Here is a 16,963-nt window from a genome sequence, read left to right as displayed (position 1 = left end):
CACCGCGTTGCCTGCATCGCGGCTGAAGCCGCTCCTACACGCAGAACGACCGCAGGACCCGGCTTGCCGGGTAACATGCCCCGGGTCAACGCTCCCACCGCCACAACCCGCTATGCTTAGGACATGCCCCGAAGCAAAAGGATTGCCGTACATGTCCCCCTTCCTGTCCCTGTTCGTGCCGGTGTTCCTGTTCCTGATGCTGCTGACCATCGGTTTCAGCCTGCGCGAGCGCAATGTCGGCGTGCTGATGATGTGGATCGGCACCCTCGGCATTTTCGGCCTCACCTGCTGGAAGATCCTCGAGAAACTGCCGTCGTAAACCTCTACACTCGGGCAAACGTTTGACCTGAGGTAGATTTCCCGGTGCCAGCCCTCCTGCGTTGCATCACGCTGCTGTTCCTGTTGTTCGTCACGCCAGCGCACGCCGCCGGCCTGCCAGGCCTGCTCGGCTCCAGCACGCCCGCCCAGCCCGAAGCCAGCGAGCCCTTGGGCAAGTCCCTGGACGAGGTGATCAAGAACCTGGAAAACGACCAGCAACGCGCCAAGCTGCTGGCCGACCTGAAAAAGCTGCGCGACGCCACGAAACAATCGCAACCCACCGTCGAACAGGGCGTGCTCGGCCTGATCGGCGGTGCCCTGCACGACTTCGAGAAACAGTTCAGCGGCGATGCCAGCCCGTTCAAGCGCTGGTCGCTGGAAATCGACCAGGCCCAGGACGAGCTGGCCGCACTGGTGGTGCCGGTGCATCAATGGCCGGCGATCCTGTTTGGCTTCGCTGGGGTCATCCTGGTCTGGGGCCTGCTGGCCTATGCCTTCAACTGGATCGGCCACCGCGTGCGCCTGCGTTTCGGCCTGACCGAGGACCTGCCGCAACACCCGCGGACCTGGGATCTGGTGCGCTTTGCCCTGCGCAAGCTGGGGCCCTGGCTGGTGGCGCTGGTGTTCACCGTGTACCTGAGCTTCGCCCTGCCCTCCTCGCTGGGCAAGTCGATGGCCATGGTGCTGGCCTACGCGCTGGTGGTCGGCACCCTGTTCTCGGCGATCTGCGTGATTGCCTTCTCGCTGCTCGACGGCCCGCATCGCCACCGCGCCCTGCATATCCTGCGGCACCAGGCGTTCCGCCCACTGTGGCTGATCGGCAGCTTCGCCGCGTTCGGCGAGGCGATGAGCGACCCACGCCTGACCACCGCGCTGGGCAGCCACCTGGCTCACGCCCTGGCCACCCTGGCCAATGTGATCGCCGCGCTGTGCACCGGGCTGTTCATCCTGCGCTTCCGCCGCCCGATCGCCCACCTGATCCGCAACCAGCCCCTGTCCCGGCGCCTGACCCGGCGCACCCTGAGCGACACCATCGAACTGCTCGGCAGCTTCTGGTACATCCCGGCGCTGATCCTGGTGGCGATCTCGCTGTTCGCCACCTTCGTCTCCGCCGGCGACACCAGCACCGCCCTGCGCCAGTCGCTGATGTGCACCGTGCTGGTGGTGGTGTGCATGGTGCTCAATGGCCTGGTCCGTCGCCACGCGGCAAAGCCCAGGCGCGCCAACAAGCGCCAGGCGGTCTATACCGAACGCCTGCGCAACTTCGGCTATGTCCTGGTGCACCTGTTCATCTGGCTGCTGTTCATCGAACTGGGCCTGCGCGTCTGGGGCCACTCGATGATCAGTTTCGCCGAGGGTGACGGCCATGAAGTCAGCCTGCGCCTGCTGGGCCTGGCCGGCACGCTGATCGTCGCCTGGCTGGTGTGGATCCTCGCCGACACCGCCGTGCACCATGCCCTGGTGCATTCGCGGCGCGGGCTGGCCAACGCCCGGGCGCAGACCATGATGCCGCTGATCCGCAACGTGATGTTCGTGGTGATCGTCATCATCGCGGTGATCGTCGCCCTGGCCAACATGGGCATGAACGTCACCCCGCTGCTGGCGGGTGCCGGTGTCATCGGCCTGGCCATCGGTTTCGGCGCCCAGTCGCTGGTGGCCGACCTGATCACCGGCCTGTTCATCATCATCGAGGACTCGCTGGCCATCGACGACTACGTGGATGTCGGCGGCCACCTGGGCACGGTCGAGGGCCTGACCATCCGCACCGTGCGCCTGCGCGACATCGACGGCATCGTGCACACCATCCCGTTCAGCGAGATCAAGAGCATCAAGAACTACTCGCGCGAATTCGGCTACGCGATCTTCCGCGTGGCCATCCCGCACAGCATGAACATCGACCAGGCCATCACCCTGATCCGCGAGGTCGGGCAGAAACTGCGCAACGACCCGCTGATGCGCCGCAACATCTGGTCGCCGCTGGAGTTGCAGGGGGTGGAAAGCTTCGAGTCGGGCTCGGCGATCCTGCGGGCGCGGTTCAAGACCGCGCCGATCAAGCAGTGGGAGGTATCGCGGGCGTTCAACCTGGCGTTGAAGCGCCAGCTCGATGAAGCGGGGCTGGATCTGGCGACGCCACGGCTGTCGGTGCAGGTGGTGACGGCTGGGGGTGGTGGAATGGGCGACGCGAAGTAGGGCGTGCCCTGCGTAGGAGCGGCTTTAGCCGCGATCACCCGCAAAGCGGGTGCCAGGCACCGAGTTGCCCGCATCGCGGCTGAAGCCGCTCCTACAAATGGCCGCCCTAACCCGCCTCGGCGCGGATGCGAATCGCATCATGGCGCCAGTACTCCAGGTCGCAGTCGATCAGATGCCCATGCAGGTCGCTGTTGACCCGGGTGATATGCAGCCCGGGGCTGCCAGCCGACACCTTCAAGGCAGCCGCCGCCTCGGCCGGCAACGCCGTCGGCAGGATCTCGAAGCACACCTGCCCATAGTGAATCGCGTACTCCCGCGCATAGATCTCGGTCAGTGACTGGGCCAGGTCCAGTTCGAGGATGCCGGGGAAGTAGCGCGGGTTGAGATAGTGCTCGGCATACAGCACCGCCCGCCCGTCGATACGCCGCAACCGGCAGATCCGCACCACGCTGGACAACGCCGGCAGCCGCAGGCGCGCGCAGATCGCCGCCGAAGCCGGCTGCAGCCGCGCCGACAGCAGCTGCGTACGCGGCTCGCGCCCCTGGTCGCGCACCATCGCATGGAAATGGCTGCGCTCGATCAGGTCGTAGGTCAGACGCTCGGGCGCGACGAACCAGCCACGCCGCTCCTCGCGGTAGATCAGGCCCATGGCCTCGAGCTGCACCAGCGCCTCGCGCAGCGTGATACGCGTGGTGTCGAACACCTCGCTGAGCCTGCGCTCGGCCGGCAGCTTGCCGCCGGGCGCCAGCAAGCCGTGTTCGATCTGCTCCTGCAGCGCGTGGCAGATGGCTGTTACCGCGCGCGGTGGCGTCGCTTGCATCAAAGGTTACCTATCTGGACTAGTCCAGCCCCGAAACGGGGCAGTTGGAGCGTAGTGCAAGCCTAGGCACGGCTGATGAACATCCTGTGACACAGGCGCCGCAGGGCACTTGCCAGATCTGCCAGATCCGCGCCAGCCCACGAGAATCAAGGCTTTCGATCTGGTCTACGCTGTAACTCCAGGGCCTTGGGCCTGCCACCCGCCCCCGCCCCTTACATCAAACTGTCACGCAACAGGCCTACCTTGGCGCAAGGTTTGCTGACCTAGACCAAGGGGTCGCAAGCACCGCTTCCGTTCATAACAACGAATGCAAGGCACCCACCAAAGGAGCTTCGGATGAAAAAGTTGTTCATGGCGTCACTGCTCGGTTCGGCCATCGCTTTTTGCACCTCGGCCATGGCCCAGGACCTCAAGGCCCTTGAAGACGCCGCCCGCAAGGAAGGCACGGTCAACAGCGTGGGCATGCCCGATGCCTGGGCCAACTGGAAAGGCACCTGGGAAGACCTGGCGAAAAAGTACGGCCTCAAGCACAGCGACACCGACATGAGCTCGGCCCAGGAAGTCGCCAAGTTCGATGCCGAGAAGGACAACGCCAGCGCCGATATCGGCGACGTCGGCGCGGCCTTCGGCCCGATCGCGGTCGCCAAGGGCGTGACCCAACCCTACAAGCCAAGCACCTGGGACCAGGTCCCGGCGTGGGCCAAGGACCAGGACGGCCACTGGGCGCTGGCCTACACCGGCACCATCGCCTTCATCATCAACAAGGACCTGGTGAAGGAAGAGGACCGCCCAAGCACCTGGCACGACCTGGAAAAGGGCAAGTACAAAGTCGCCATCGGTGACGTCGGCACCGCCGCCCAGGCCGCCAACGGCGTACTCGCCGCCGCCATCGCCTACAAGGGCAGCGAAAGCAACATCGAGCCGGGCCTGCAGCTGTTCACCAAGCTGGCCCAGCAGAAGCGCCTGTCGCTGGCCAACCCGACCATCCAGACTCTCGAGAAAGGCGAGGTGGAAGTGGGCGTGGTGTGGGACTTCAACGGCCTGAGCTACCGCGAACAGATCGACCCGAAACGCTTCGAGGTGCTGATCCCCTCCGATGGCTCGGTCATCTCCGGCTACACCACCATCATCAACAAATACGCCAAGCACCCGAACGCGGCCAAGCTGACCCGTGAATACATCTTCAGCGATGCCGGCCAGACCAACCTGGCCATCGGCCACGCCCGGCCGATCCGTGCCGAACACCTGAAGCTGCCGGCGGATGTACAGGCCAAGCTGCTGCCCAACGAACAGTACAAGGCCGCCCAGCCAATCAAAGATGCTGCGGCCTGGGAAGCGACCTCCAAGGCCCTGCCACAGAAGTGGCAGGAGCAGGTGATCATCGAGATGGAATAAGGGGCAGATTGCCTTCTGCCTGAACCGGCCCTGTCGCCGGCAAGCCGGCTCCCACAGGGTCAGCGCAAGACCTGTGGGAGCTGGCTTGCCAGCGATGAGGGCGACGCGCTACCGACTGATACCCCTGCGGAGCCACCATGCAACACAACGTCATCCTGGTCCTGCTCGACGGCCTCAACCACCAGGTCGCCCACCATGCCATGGGCCACCTGCACGCCTATGTCGAGGCCGACCGCGCCGCGCTGTACCGCGTGGAGTGCGAGCTGCCGTCGCTGTCGCGACCACTTTACGAATGCATTCTCACCGGTGTGCCGCCGATCGACAGCGGCATCGTGCACAACAACATCAACCGCCTGTCCAACCAGCGCAGCGTGTTCCACTACGCCCGCGAGGCCGGCCTGGGCACCGCGGCGGCGGCCTACCACTGGATGAGCGAACTGTATAACCGCTCGCCGTTCGACCCGCTGCGCGACCGCCACACCCACGCGCCGAAGCTACCGATCCAGCACGGCCTGTTCTACTACGCCGACCACTACCCCGATTCGCACCTGCTGGCCGACGCCGAATACCTGCGCCGTCGCCATGCGCCGAACTTCCTTCTGGTGCACCCGATGAACATCGACGACGCCGGCCATCGCCATGGCCTGGACAGCAGCCAGTACCGCAACGCCGCGCGCAGCGCCGACATCCTGCTGGCAGACTACCTGCCGCGCTGGCTCGAGGAGGGCTACCAGGTGCTGGTCACCGCCGACCACGGCATGAACAACGACCGCTCGCACAACGGCCTGCTCGCCGAGGAGCGTGAAGTGCCGCTGTTCGTATTCGGCGAGGCATTCAGCCTCGACCCTGCGGCCAAGCCGCTGCAGACCGAGCTGTGCGGCACGATCTGCGAACTGCTCGGCGCCGCCCACGACAAACCGGTCTGCCGGGAGCTGCTCAAGTGAATGCAAGCCATCGCGGCCGCTACCTGGCCCTGCTCTGCCTGCTGCCGTTCGCCGTGTTCTTCATCATTTTCCAGATCGCGCCGCTGGCCTGGGTTGCGATAAACAGCCTGCAAAGCGAGAGTGGCTGGGGCCTGGCCAACTTCAGCAAGATCTTCGCCTCGAAGTTCTACCTGCAGGCGTTGCAACGCAGCCTGGAGATCAGCTTCTGGTCGAGCCTGTTCGGCATCGTCATCGCCACGTTGGGCGCCTATTCGCTGCGCCAGGTCGACTCGAAACTGCGCGACTTCGTCAGCGCCTTCGCCAACATGACCAGCAACTTTTCCGGCGTGCCCCTGGCGTTCGCCTTCATCATCCTGCTCGGCTTCAATGGCGCGCTCACCCTGCTGCTCAAGCAAATGGGGCTGCTCGGCGACTTCAGTATCTACTCCAAGACCGGCCTGATCCTGGTCTACACCTACTTCCAGATCCCCTTGGGCGTATTGCTGCTCTTCCCCGCCTTCGACGCCCTGCGCGAAGACTGGCGTGAGTCCGCCGCGCTGCTGGGCGCCAATCATTGGCAGTTCTGGCGGCACATCGGCCTGCCCGTGCTTACCCCGGCGCTGCTCGGCACCTTCGTCATCCTGCTGGCCAACGCCCTGGGCGCCTATGCCACCGTCTACGCCCTGACCACCGGCAACTTCAACGTGCTGCCGATTCGCATCGCCGGCCTTGTGGCCGGCGACATCAGCCTCGACCCGAACCTGGCCAGCGCGCTGGCGATGGTGCTGGTGGGCCTGATGACCGTGGTCACGGTGGCCCATCAATGGCTGCTCAAGAGGAGCTACCATGCGCGCTGAAAACAAACCCGGCGGGCTCTACCACCGCGCGGTGGTCTACCTGCTGTTCCTCATCCTGCTGCTGCCACTGGCCGGCACCCTGCTCTATTCGCTGGCCACCAGCTGGTCGGCGACCCTGCTGCCCAGCGGCCTGACCTTCAAGTGGTATGTGGCGCTGTGGAGCGAACCGCGCTTTCTCGCCGCCTTCGGCCAGTCGCTGCTGGTGTGCGTGGGCGCGCTGCTGCTGTCGGTGGTGCTGATCCTGCCGCTGTTGTTCGTGGTGCACTACCACTTCCCCAAGCTCGACGCCTTGATGAACGTACTCATCCTGCTGCCGTTCGCGGTGCCGCCGGTGGTGTCCGCGGTGGGCTTGCTGCAACTCTATGGCAGCGGGCCGATGGCCATGGTCGGCACGCCGTGGATCCTGATCGGCTGCTACTTCACCATCGCCCTGCCGTTCATGTACCGGGCGATTACCAACAACCTGCAGGCGATCAACCTGCGCGACCTGATGGACGCCGCGCAACTGCTCGGCGCCAGCACCTGGCAGGCGGCGTTCCTGGTGGTGCTGCCGAACCTGCGCAAGGGCCTGATGGTGGCGTTGCTGCTGTCGTTCTCGTTCCTGTTCGGCGAGTTCGTCTTCGCCAACCTGCTGGTGGGCACCCGCTACGAGACCTTGCAGGTGTACCTGAACAACATGCGCAACAGCAGCGGCCACTTCAACAGCGCCCTGGTGATCTCCTACTTCGCCTTCGTGCTGGTGCTGACCTGGGTTGCCAACCGCCTGAACAAGGACAAGACCTGACATGAGCTTCGTCAGCGTACAGAAACTGCAAAAGAGCTACGCCGGCAGCCCGGTGTTCGAGAACATCGACTGCCAGATCGAACGCGGCGAGTTCGTCACCTTGCTCGGCCCCTCTGGCTGCGGCAAGTCCACCCTGCTGCGCTGCATCGCCGGGCTGACCCCGGTGGACAGCGGGCGGATCCTGCTCGACGGCCAGGATATCGTGCCGTTGAGCCCGCAAAAGCGCGGCATCGGCATGGTGTTCCAGAGCTACGCGCTGTTCCCCAACATGACCGTGGAACAGAACGTCGCCTTCGGCCTGCGCATGCAGAAGGTCAAGGCCGACGAAAGCCAGGCACGGGTGCGCGAGGTACTCGACCTGGTCGAGCTCGGCAGCTTCGCCTCGCGCTACCCGCACCAGCTGTCCGGCGGCCAGTGCCAGCGCGTGGCCCTGGCCCGCTCTCTGGTCACCCGCCCGCGCCTGCTGTTGCTCGACGAACCACTGTCGGCGCTGGATGCGCGTATCCGCAAACACCTGCGCGAACAGATCCGCGCCATCCAGCGCGAGCTGGGGCTGACCACCATCTTCGTCACCCATGACCAGGAAGAAGCGCTGACCATGTCAGACCGCATCGTCCTGATGAACCAGGGACGCATCGTCCAGAGCGGCGATGCCGAAACCCTCTACACCGCGCCCGTGGACCTGTTCGCCGCCGGCTTCATCGGCAACTACAACCTGCTCGATGCCGACAGCGCCAGCCGCCTGCTGCAACGCCCGGTGGCCGCGCGCCTGGCGATCCGGCCAGAGTCGATCACCCTGAGCCTGAACGGCGAGCTGGATGGCGAGATCCGCAGCCACAGCCTGCTGGGCAACGTGATCCGCTACCGCGTCCAGGTACGCGGCGTGGAACTGGTGGTGGACGTACTCAATCGTTGCGCCAGCGATCTGCACGCGGACGGACAACGGGTATCCTTGTCGATCGACCCCACGGCGCTACGGGAAGTGGCCTAAGGAGATTCAACGCATGGCACTGGCAATTTTCGATCTGGACGAAACCCTCATCCACGGCGACTGCGCGTCGTTGTGGAGCGAGCAGATGGCCCGACTGGGCTGGGTCGATGGCAAGAGTTTCCTCAAGCGCGACCATGAACTGATGGAAGCCTACGGCAAAGGCCACCTGCAGATGGAGGACTACATGGCCTTCAGCCTGGAGCCGATCGCCGGGCGCACCCTGGAAGAGGTGGAGCACCTGGTCGAGCCCTGGGTCGAGGATGTGATCGAGCCGATCATCTACGGTGATGCCTGCCGCTGCATCGCCGAGCACCGCCAGCGCGGCGACCGGGTCCTGATCATCTCGGCCAGCGGTGCGCACCTGGTCGGCCCGATCGCCGCGCGCCTGGGCGTGGACGAATACCTGGCCATCGAACTGGAAGCGGTCAATGGCGTGTTCACCGGCAAGACCCACGGCGTGCTCACCTACCGCGAGGGCAAGATCACCCGCCTGCTGGAGTGGCTCGACCAGGAACAGGAAAACCTCGAGGGCGCGAGCTTCTATTCCGACTCGCGCAACGACCTGCCGCTGCTGCTGAAGGTGGATCATCCCTATGTGGTCAACCCGGACCCGGTGCTGCGCGAGCACGCGCAAACCAACGGCTGGCCCATTCTGAGCTGGTCTTGAGTATGATCGGGGGCACCTGAATAGAACAACAAGGATTGCCCCATGCGTGCCCTCGCCGCCCTCAGCCGCTTCGTCGGCAACACCTTCGCCCTGTGGGTGCTGGTGTTCGCCTGCCTGGCCTTCCTTCAGCCACAGTGGTTCATCGCCCTCAAGGTCGCCATCGTGCCGCTGCTGGGCCTGGTGATGTTCGGCATGGGCCTGACCCTCAAGCTCGACGACTTCGCCGCCGTCGCCCGCCAGCCATGGCGGGTGGCGTTGGGGGTCGTGGCGCATTTCGTGATCATGCCCGGGGTGGCCTGGCTGTTGTGCCAGCTGTTCCAGCTGCCGCCGGAAATCGCCGTGGGCGTGATCCTGGTCGGCTGCTGCCCGAGCGGCACGGCGTCGAACGTCATGGTGTGGCTGTCCAGGGGTGACCTGGCACTGGCAGTGGCGATCGCCGCGGTGACCACCCTGCTCGCCCCGCTGCTCACCCCGGCGCTGATCTGGTTCCTCGCCTCGGCGTGGCTGCCGGTTTCGTTCATGGACATGTTCTGGTCGATCCTGCAGTTGGTGATGCTGCCGATCGTGCTCGGCGTGCTCGCCCAGCGCCTGCTCGGCGCCCGGGTGCAGTTGGCAGTGCAGGTGCTGCCGCTGGTGTCGGTGGTAAGCATCGTGATGATCGTCTGCGCGGTGGTGGCGGTCAGCCAGGCGAAGATCGTCGAATCGGGGCTGCTGATCATGGCGGTGGTGGTGCTGCACAACAGCTTCGGCTTCCTGCTGGGCTACCTGACCGGCAAGCTGTGCAAGCTGCCGCTGGCCCAGCGCAAGGCGCTGGCGCTGGAGGTGGGCATGCAGAACTCCGGGTTGGGCGCGGCCCTGGCGTCGGCGCACTTCTCACCCCTGGCGGCGGTGCCCAGTGCGCTGTTCAGCGTATGGCACAACATCTCCGGGGCTTTGCTGTCGACGTGGTTCCGGCGGATGGAGGAGCCTGAGCCCGAGGTTGAGAACATCGTATCTGCCAGAAATTGATGTTGCCTGCCCAGGCCTCACGCCGGCAAGCCGGCTCCCACAGGGTTAGCGCATGGCTGGCTTCATGCGGTCGGTGTGGGAGCCGGCTTGCCGGCGATGAGGCAACCACCGATCCTTGAAACTTGCCCCAGCCTCGGCAAATGGGCACTATAGTGCGCACTGTGAGGACGGCCTCACGACGCTGTGCGTGAACATACCGGGGACGGCCCCATCTTTGATAACGATGGAGACTCACCATGTCCTGGATCATCCTGTTCTTCGCCGGCCTGTTCGAAGTCGGCTGGGCTGTCGGCCTCAAGTACACCGACGGCTTCACCCGCCCCCTGCCCACCGTGCTGACGGTCGGCGCCATGGTCATCAGCCTCGGCCTTCTGGGCCTGGCCATGAAGGAGCTGCCGCTGGGCACCGCCTATGCCATCTGGACCGGCGTCGGCGCGGTCGGCACGGTGATCGCCGGGATCATCCTGTTCGGTGAATCCATGGCGCTGATCCGCCTGGCCAGTGTCGCCCTGATCATCACCGGCCTGGTCGGCCTGAAGGTCAGCGCCAGCTGACCTTCCTCCGTTACCCCTAGCGAACGTCGCCGCGCAGCAGGCTCACCTGCTCGCGCAGCGCCTCGGGCTGCGCCGCCTCCACCGGGATGGCGGTGCCGGCCACCAGGGTCACCCGCGACCACAGGCGCTTGAAGAAGCCTTTGTTCGGGTCACGGCTGAAGAAGCTGCCCCACAACCCCTGCAACGCCAACGGTATCACCGGCACCGGCGTCTCCTGCAGGATGCGGTTCACCCCGCCCTTGAACACATCGATCTCACCATCCGCGCTCAGCTTGCCCTCAGGGAAGATGCACACCAGCTCGCCATCGGCCAGGTAGCGGGCGATGCGGGCGAAGGCCCGCTCGTAGGTGGCCTCGTCCTCGCCGCGCCCGGCAATGGGGATGGCGCCCGCGGTGCGGAACACGAAATTGAGCACCGGCAGGTTGTAGATCTTGTAGTACATGACAAACCGGATCGGCCGGCGGATGGCGCCGCCGATCAGCAGCGCATCGACGAATGACACATGGTTGCACACCAGCAACGCCGCGCCTTCGTCGGGAATGCGCTGCAGCTCACGGTGCTCGACCCGATACATCGAGTGGCTGAGCAGCCAGATCAGGAAGCGCATGGTGAATTCCGGCACGATGCGGAAGATGTAGGCATTGACCGCGATGTTGAGCAGCGACACCACCAGGAACAGCTGCGGGATGCTCAGCTTGGCCAGGCTCAGCAGGACGATGGTGATGATCGCCGACACCACCATGAACAGCGCGTTGAGGATGTTGTTGGCGGCGATCACCCGGGCCCGCTCGCCTTCCGCGGTGCGCGCCTGGATCAGCGCGTACAGCGGCACGATGTAGAAGCCACCGAAAATACCCAGGCCGACAATCGACAGCATGATCCACCAGGCCTGGCTCATGCCCAGCAAGGCCAGCCAGTCATGGGGCACGGCACCGACCGGGACATCCCCCGAATGCCACCACCAGAGCAGGCCGAACAGGGTCAGGCCGAACGAGCCGAACGGCACCAGGCCGATCTCCACCTTGCGCCCGCTCAGGCGCTCGCACAGCAGCGAACCGACGGCGATGCCTACCGAGAACAGGGTCAGCACCAGGGTGACCACGGTCTCGTCGCCGTGCAGCCAGTCCTTGGCGTAGGCCGGGATCTGCGTGAGGTAGATCGCGCCGACGAACCAGAACCACGAGTTGCCGACGATCGAGCGCGATACCGCCGGGGTCTGGCCCAGGCCCAGGCGCAGGGTCAGCCAGGACTGCTTGAAGATGTTCCAGTCCAGTTTCATCTGTGGCGCGGCGGCGGCGGCGCGGGGGATCCAGCGGCTGGCCAGGTAGCCCAGCACCGCGGTGCCCACCACCCCGGCGGCGGCCAGCACCGCGTACTGGCTGGAGGACATCAGCATACCGGCGCCGATGGTGCCGGCCAGGATCGCCAGGAAGGTACCCATCTCCACCAGGCCGTTGCCGCCCACCAGTTCCTCCTCACGCAGGGCCTGGGGCAGGATCGAGTACTTCACCGGGCCGAACAGCGCCGAGTGGGTGCCCATGGCGAACAGCGCCACCAGCATCAGCTCCAGATGATGGGTGACGAAACCGGTCGCACCGATGGCCATGATGACGATCTCGGCCAGCTTGATCGCACGGATCAGGCGGTCCTTGGCGAACTTCTCGCCGAACTGCCCGGCCAGCGCCGAGAACAGGAAGAACGGCAGGATGAACAGCAACGCGCACAGGTTGACCCAGATCGAGCGGTCGCCTTCCAGGCTCAGCTTGTAGAGGATCGCCAGGATCAGCGACTGCTTGAACAGGTTGTCGTTGAAGGCACCCAGCGACTGGGTGATGAAGAACGGCAGGAAGCGCCGCTTGCCGAGCAGGGTGAATTGCGAGGGGTGACTCATCGTCCTTGTACCTGGTTGGGCTTTGTCATTGGAGGCACGTACAGCGTGATAAGCCACAAATCTGCACGGAAAAGTCCCGCCAAGGCAACCCTTGACCGCAGCAGCGCGCCCTAAGTCCCCGTACCTGTCGGTCGGACCGGATGGTCACCCACGATATGCGCTGCATCTGCTTGATCGGGCCTGACACTTCAGCCTCCCAATCATTCGGAGAACTGGAAAGACGACAGTGACGATGGCAGACTGCCAGCCCTCACTATGGTGTCAAAAGCACACGCAATGGCGAGGCGACAGACACGGAGCACACAAAGGAATGAAATGCGCAAGATGAGTGGAGACGATCAGCTAAGAGCGTTGATCGAGTCAGCCAGACAAGCCATGAAAGTGGTAAGGAACAAGTCTGAATTACTGGACATTGTGCAGACTTTCGCCGATTACAAAGGCAAGCTGCGCATTGAAAACAAGGCCTTGAAATACACTTCACTCCTAGGTATTGGCCTTGCTGCCGTTGCGTTGATAGACAACTACTTGTTGGGGCCTTCCTTGCTGTTGGTGTCGACGGCACAAGACTGGGGTGTCCCAACGTCGTTCGTCGCATGGATTTTCGCTGGGCCGATCTTAGTCCCCACGATCTTCAACATCGCCATGGTCATTGGCGATAGCAAAGAGATACCTGAGCTCTCAAAGGAACTGGCACGCCGCTCAAGCTGGTTTACAAACGGTCTTGTAGAAACCGACACACCGCTTGAGCCGTTGCTTGAGCAACTCCAGCGATCCTTCAACGACTACTCGCGTGGTAACTACAGCCGCAAGATACAGCGCGCGCTGAAGGGACGCCACGCAGGTACACGACAGACCCTTGAATACCTCTTCATCGATCTGGAGTACGTCGAGAAGCGGCAGGAAACCTACACCACGACAGACAGCAAAGGCAGCACCACCATACGGACCCGAACCGTCTTCGACCACCACCAGCGCTATAGCCTGGTAGTTGGCTTTCCCTGGATGCGGGGTATCGCCGTGCGGGGGGATCTGCAGGATGGGATCGACTACCCGAACAAGTACCAGACCAGTTCAACCGCGTTCAACGAAGTCTTCACCCTGAGCGGCACCACAGCAATGGACTGCGCTCGATTCGCCAAACCCGTTACCGTGTTGCACTTGCTGAGCATGAAAACAGGTCTGCACAGTCTGAACTTAGAATTCGCAGCCGATGGTGCTGGATTGTGCATAAGCTTTGACAATGACATCACTGACTTCGACATGCCGTGCGACCTGAGCACACCCGGCGCCTTCTTCCAACACCTCGATTCCGGCATAGCCTTGCCCACGCTAACAAGACTGCTGGAGGCGATTCACGTACTCGTCGAACAGCATGACGACAACTTCGAATTGTCCAATCAACCTAATATGCAAATGGAGCAATGACAGTGGATCTTCCCACCATCATCGGCATTGCCGTCACGGCCTTGGTTTTAATGAGCATAATCGGACTGTATAACTCGATTATCGGTGGCCTCAACCGTGCACAGCGTGCCTGGGCCGATGTGCTGACCTACGAGCGGCAAAAGAACAAGGTGCTCGACGGCCTGCAGCAACACGTGAACCATTACCAGGAATACGAACAGAGCCTGATGAGCGAGATCACACGCCTGCGCAGTGCCATTGCCGAATTGCCGAGCACGGCTAACGGCGACTCACTGGTAAATGCAGAGAACGCCACCCGTTCGCTGCTCAATGGCATGCGAGTTGCCGTAGAGGCCTATCCCGATCTCAAGGCATCCGAAGTGCTGAACAATCTAATGCGGGAAATCGCCGAGCAACAGGAAAATGTCGGCGCGGCGATCGCTATCTTCAACGGTGAGGTGGAACGGTTCAACAATAGAATCCAGATGTTCCCGGGCTCGATGGTCAACGCTGTGCTGAACCGTCAATTGCCAATTGTCCCGTTCACCGATGCGCAAGCGGCAAGCGGCTTCTCCTACAGACCCAACCTCTAGCCCCTCCAGTCGCAGCATTGCCCGGCTTCACTGCCGGGCAATGCACGGCGACACGAACAACTCGCCCCGCCATGCGCCGCTCAGGGTCCGGCTGGCCACCAGCAGCCAGAGCAGCGCCAGCGCCACCACCAGCACCTGACCGAACACCGTGAAGAAGCCCAGCCCCAGCCAAGCCGCCAACTTCAGCGTGGCCAGGCAGTACACGCCCAGCGGGAAGGTGAACCCCCACCAGCCCAGGTTGAACGGCATGCCCTGGCGCATGTAGCGCAGGGTGATCAGCACCGCCGTCAGCAACCACCACAACCCGGCGCCCCACAGCACGATCCCGGCCACCAGCCCCAGCCCACGCGCCACCTCGCCCAGACCGCCCAGGCCATTGGCGGCGAACACCGCTGGCGCATCGCCACCGAGCACCAGCATGCCCAGCGCGCCGGTGCCGATCGGGCCCAGCGCCAGCCAGCTGGATGCGGCCATGTTGGCCGGCGGCAGTTTGTGCAGGGCCATGCGCAACATGAGGATGGTGAGGATGCTGAACGCCACCGGCAGCGACACCGCCCACATCACATAGCTGGTGATCACCACCAGGAACTGCCGGTGCGCATCCACCAGGTGCGGCGCCAGCAACCCGCCACTGGCGGCGGCGACCTCCGCTGCCACCACTGGCAGCAGCCACACCGCGGTCATCTGGTCGATGCTGTGCTCCTGGCGGGTGAACATCAGGTAGGGAATCGCCACGCCGCATAGCAGCGCCAGGCCCACGTCGAGCCACCAAAGCATTTCAACCCACGGCACCACGCCCTCGCCCCAGCGCGCCAAGCCGAACACCAGGGCACCGTTGAGGATGGTGGCCAGGCCCATGGGGATGGTGCCGAAGAACATCGACACGGTGGAGTGCGCGAAAATCCGCCGCGCCTCATCGAAGAACATTACCCAGCGGGCGCCGTACAGGACACAGAACAGGGTAAACAGGCCGATGGTCAGCCACCACAGGCCCTCGGCCACGCAGTCCAACCCCGGCACCTGGACCTGATGGAAGGCCAGGGCCAGCACGCCGGTACCCATGGTCGCGGCGAACCAGTTGGGGGTGAACTGGCGGATCACTTCGCGGGGGTGGGCCAACTGGCTGAACGGGCGCCAGGAAGGCGCGCGGGTCTGGGTGCATGGCATAAGGTGTCTCCTGCCCTTGTGTAAGGAAGAGATATCTTATGCCTGCAAAGAATATCTATATAACGGGTAATTTCTCTATCTGTTATCGATTTTAAAGATATAGCGGCCGGACCGGCACCTGGCATATGCTTGACCGCTGACAATGACAAGGATCAGTCGATGCTCCGCGCCCTGAAAGGCTACCCCGCTGCGGTTCGCCTGCTGTTGTTCACCACCTTCACCTTGACCACGGCCCGGGCCATCACCCTGCCCTATCTGGTGGTGTATCTGTCAACGCACCTGGGCCTGTCGGTTGGCCAGACCGGCCTGTTGGTCGGCGGCGCGATGCTCCTGGCATCCATGCTCAGCCTCTATGGCGGACACCTGGTCGACACCCTGCGCAGCCATACGCTGATCGTCACCTGCACCCTGGTGTTCGCCCTGGCCTTCCTCGGCATCATGGCCAGCACTTCGGCGACGCTGTTCTTCTGCTTCCTGGTGATGGCCTACCTGGCCCAGACCGTGGTCGACATTGCCGCCAAGGCCGGGTTCTGCGCCCTGCTGCCAGAGAACAGACGCGGCGAAGTGTTCGCCATCAAGTACACCTTCAACAACATCGCCTGGGCCGCGGGGCCGATGCTGGGTGTACTGCTGATCGAGGCGGACGACCACCTGCCGTTCGTGGTTTCGGCCCTGATCGGCCTCGGCCTGAGCCTGGTCTATTACCGCCTTGGCGAGCGCAGCCTGCTGAGCCTGCGCGAGGACAGGCCGGCAGCGGGGTTCGCCCAGGTCGCCCTGGGCATGCTGCGCGACCGGCGCCTGGTGTGCTTCACCCTGGGCGGCGTGCTCAGTGCCGTGGTGTTCGGCCAGTTCACCGCCTACCTTTCGCAGTACCTGGTGGTGACCCTGAACGATCCCGCCGAAGTGGCGCGTCTGGCCGGCTACCTGGTCACCACCAATGCCCTGTCAGTGATCGGCCTGCAATACCTGATCGGCCGACGCATCACCCGGCAGCACCTGATGCCCTGGCTGATGGCTGGCATGGCCATGTTCGCTGCCGGGCTGCTGGGGTTCTCCGTGGCAGCTTCGGCACCGGCGTGGTGCCTGGCCATGCTGGTGTTCACCCTGGGCGAGATCATCGTGATTCCGGCCGAGTTCATGTTCATCGACCTGATCGCGCCGGAGCATCTGCGCGGGGTTTATTATGGCGCGCAGAACCTCTCCAACCTCGGCGCTGGGCTCGGGCCTATCCTGGTAGGCCTGGCGCTGGGGCATGTGGTGCCGGTGACGGTGTTCTACCTGTTGATCGGGTCGGTGCTACTGGCGGCGGTGTTCTACTGGATGGGCACACGCAGGGCCCGCCAGGCTTAGTTGGCAATACTGGCCCATCGCGGGGCCTGCGACGTCCTGCCACTGCGACCA

At 63.9% G+C, this 16,963-nt stretch carries 16 protein-coding genes; 13 read left to right on the top strand and 3 right to left on the bottom strand.

Annotated elements, in window-relative coordinates; genetic code table 11:
- Positions 1 to 151 precede the first annotated feature (151 nt).
- Both CCOS191_RS28110 and CCOS191_RS06850 read left to right on the top strand, forming a co-directional pair.
- On the top strand, positions 152 to 319 hold the full coding sequence (locus CCOS191_RS28110) for a hypothetical protein (RefSeq protein ID WP_172670874.1): 168 nt from the start codon (positions 152 to 154) through the stop codon (positions 317 to 319).
- 44 nt (positions 320 to 363) lie between these two features.
- Positions 364 to 2,508: a mechanosensitive ion channel family protein gene (locus CCOS191_RS06850; protein WP_046854571.1), complete on the top strand. Its 2,145-nt coding sequence runs from the start codon at positions 364 to 366 to the stop codon at positions 2,506 to 2,508.
- 106 nt (positions 2,509 to 2,614) lie between these two features.
- Here the strand turns inward: CCOS191_RS06850 and CCOS191_RS06845 are convergent, their stop codons facing one another.
- The gene (locus CCOS191_RS06845) at positions 2,615 to 3,328 is read right to left on the bottom strand and encodes a UTRA domain-containing protein (RefSeq protein ID WP_046854570.1); all 714 of its coding nucleotides are present in this window, start codon (positions 3,326 to 3,328) and stop codon (positions 2,615 to 2,617) included.
- Positions 3,329 to 3,664: 336 nt separating this feature from the next.
- Between CCOS191_RS06845 and CCOS191_RS06840 the strand changes: the two genes are divergently transcribed.
- The 8 genes from CCOS191_RS06840 (at position 3,665) to sugE (ending at position 10,507) form a co-directional block, all read left to right on the top strand.
- Complete coding sequence (locus CCOS191_RS06840) at positions 3,665 to 4,723, top strand: ABC transporter substrate-binding protein (RefSeq protein ID WP_046854569.1); 1,059 nt, start codon at positions 3,665 to 3,667, stop codon at positions 4,721 to 4,723.
- Positions 4,724 to 4,860: 137 nt separating this feature from the next.
- Entirely contained in the window at positions 4,861 to 5,667 is an 807-nt protein-coding gene (locus CCOS191_RS06835) for an alkaline phosphatase family protein (protein WP_046854568.1), read from the top strand.
- Entirely contained in the window at positions 5,664 to 6,503 is an 840-nt protein-coding gene (locus CCOS191_RS06830; RefSeq protein WP_046854567.1) for an ABC transporter permease, read from the top strand. Before CCOS191_RS06835 ends, CCOS191_RS06830 begins: the two co-directional genes overlap by 4 nt.
- Positions 6,493 to 7,287, top strand: coding sequence for an ABC transporter permease (locus CCOS191_RS06825; RefSeq protein WP_046854566.1), 795 nt, complete (start codon positions 6,493 to 6,495; stop codon positions 7,285 to 7,287). The genes CCOS191_RS06830 and CCOS191_RS06825 overlap by 11 nt, the downstream gene beginning before the upstream one ends.
- Position 7,288: 1 nt before the next feature.
- A complete protein-coding gene (locus CCOS191_RS06820) occupies positions 7,289 to 8,278 on the top strand; it encodes an ABC transporter ATP-binding protein (protein WP_046854565.1) in 990 nt (329 codons plus the stop codon).
- Positions 8,279 to 8,291: 13 nt separating this feature from the next.
- A complete protein-coding gene (locus tag CCOS191_RS06815; RefSeq protein ID WP_046854564.1) occupies positions 8,292 to 8,945 on the top strand; it encodes an HAD family hydrolase in 654 nt (217 codons plus the stop codon).
- Between the two features lie 42 nt (positions 8,946 to 8,987).
- On the top strand, positions 8,988 to 9,953 hold the full coding sequence (locus CCOS191_RS06810) for a bile acid:sodium symporter family protein (RefSeq protein ID WP_046854563.1): 966 nt from the start codon (positions 8,988 to 8,990) through the stop codon (positions 9,951 to 9,953).
- Positions 9,954 to 10,189: 236 nt separating this feature from the next.
- Positions 10,190 to 10,507 (top strand): quaternary ammonium compound efflux SMR transporter SugE, encoded by a 318-nt coding sequence (sugE, locus tag CCOS191_RS06805; RefSeq protein WP_023631604.1) that lies wholly within the window; start codon positions 10,190 to 10,192, stop codon positions 10,505 to 10,507.
- Between the two features lie 16 nt (positions 10,508 to 10,523).
- Here the strand turns inward: sugE and CCOS191_RS06800 are convergent, their stop codons facing one another.
- Positions 10,524 to 12,398: an MFS transporter gene (locus CCOS191_RS06800; RefSeq protein ID WP_046854562.1), complete on the bottom strand. Its 1,875-nt coding sequence runs from the start codon at positions 12,396 to 12,398 to the stop codon at positions 10,524 to 10,526.
- Between the two features lie 315 nt (positions 12,399 to 12,713).
- On the opposite strand from CCOS191_RS06800, the gene CCOS191_RS06795 reads away from it, so the two are divergent.
- Entirely contained in the window at positions 12,714 to 13,823 is a 1,110-nt protein-coding gene (locus CCOS191_RS06795) for a hypothetical protein (protein WP_052752579.1), read from the top strand.
- A 2-nt stretch (positions 13,824 to 13,825) separates the two neighbouring features.
- The gene (locus CCOS191_RS06790) at positions 13,826 to 14,395 is read left to right on the top strand and encodes a LemA family protein (protein ID WP_046854561.1); all 570 of its coding nucleotides are present in this window, start codon (positions 13,826 to 13,828) and stop codon (positions 14,393 to 14,395) included.
- Positions 14,396 to 14,422: 27 nt separating this feature from the next.
- On the opposite strand, the gene CCOS191_RS06785 is transcribed toward CCOS191_RS06790, so the two are convergent.
- The gene (locus tag CCOS191_RS06785) at positions 14,423 to 15,562 is read right to left on the bottom strand and encodes a TDT family transporter (protein WP_046854560.1); all 1,140 of its coding nucleotides are present in this window, start codon (positions 15,560 to 15,562) and stop codon (positions 14,423 to 14,425) included.
- Between the two features lie 159 nt (positions 15,563 to 15,721).
- Between CCOS191_RS06785 and CCOS191_RS06780 the strand changes: the two genes are divergently transcribed.
- Positions 15,722 to 16,912: an MFS transporter gene (locus tag CCOS191_RS06780; RefSeq protein WP_046854559.1), complete on the top strand. Its 1,191-nt coding sequence runs from the start codon at positions 15,722 to 15,724 to the stop codon at positions 16,910 to 16,912.
- The last annotated feature ends 51 nt before the right edge of the window (positions 16,913 to 16,963 follow it).

Origin of the sequence: Pseudomonas sp. CCOS 191, from assembly GCF_001007005.1 — a bacterium.
Lineage (GTDB): Bacteria > Pseudomonadota > Gammaproteobacteria > Pseudomonadales > Pseudomonadaceae > Aquipseudomonas > Aquipseudomonas soli.
This window is presented reverse-complemented; position numbering and strand designations above follow the sequence as displayed.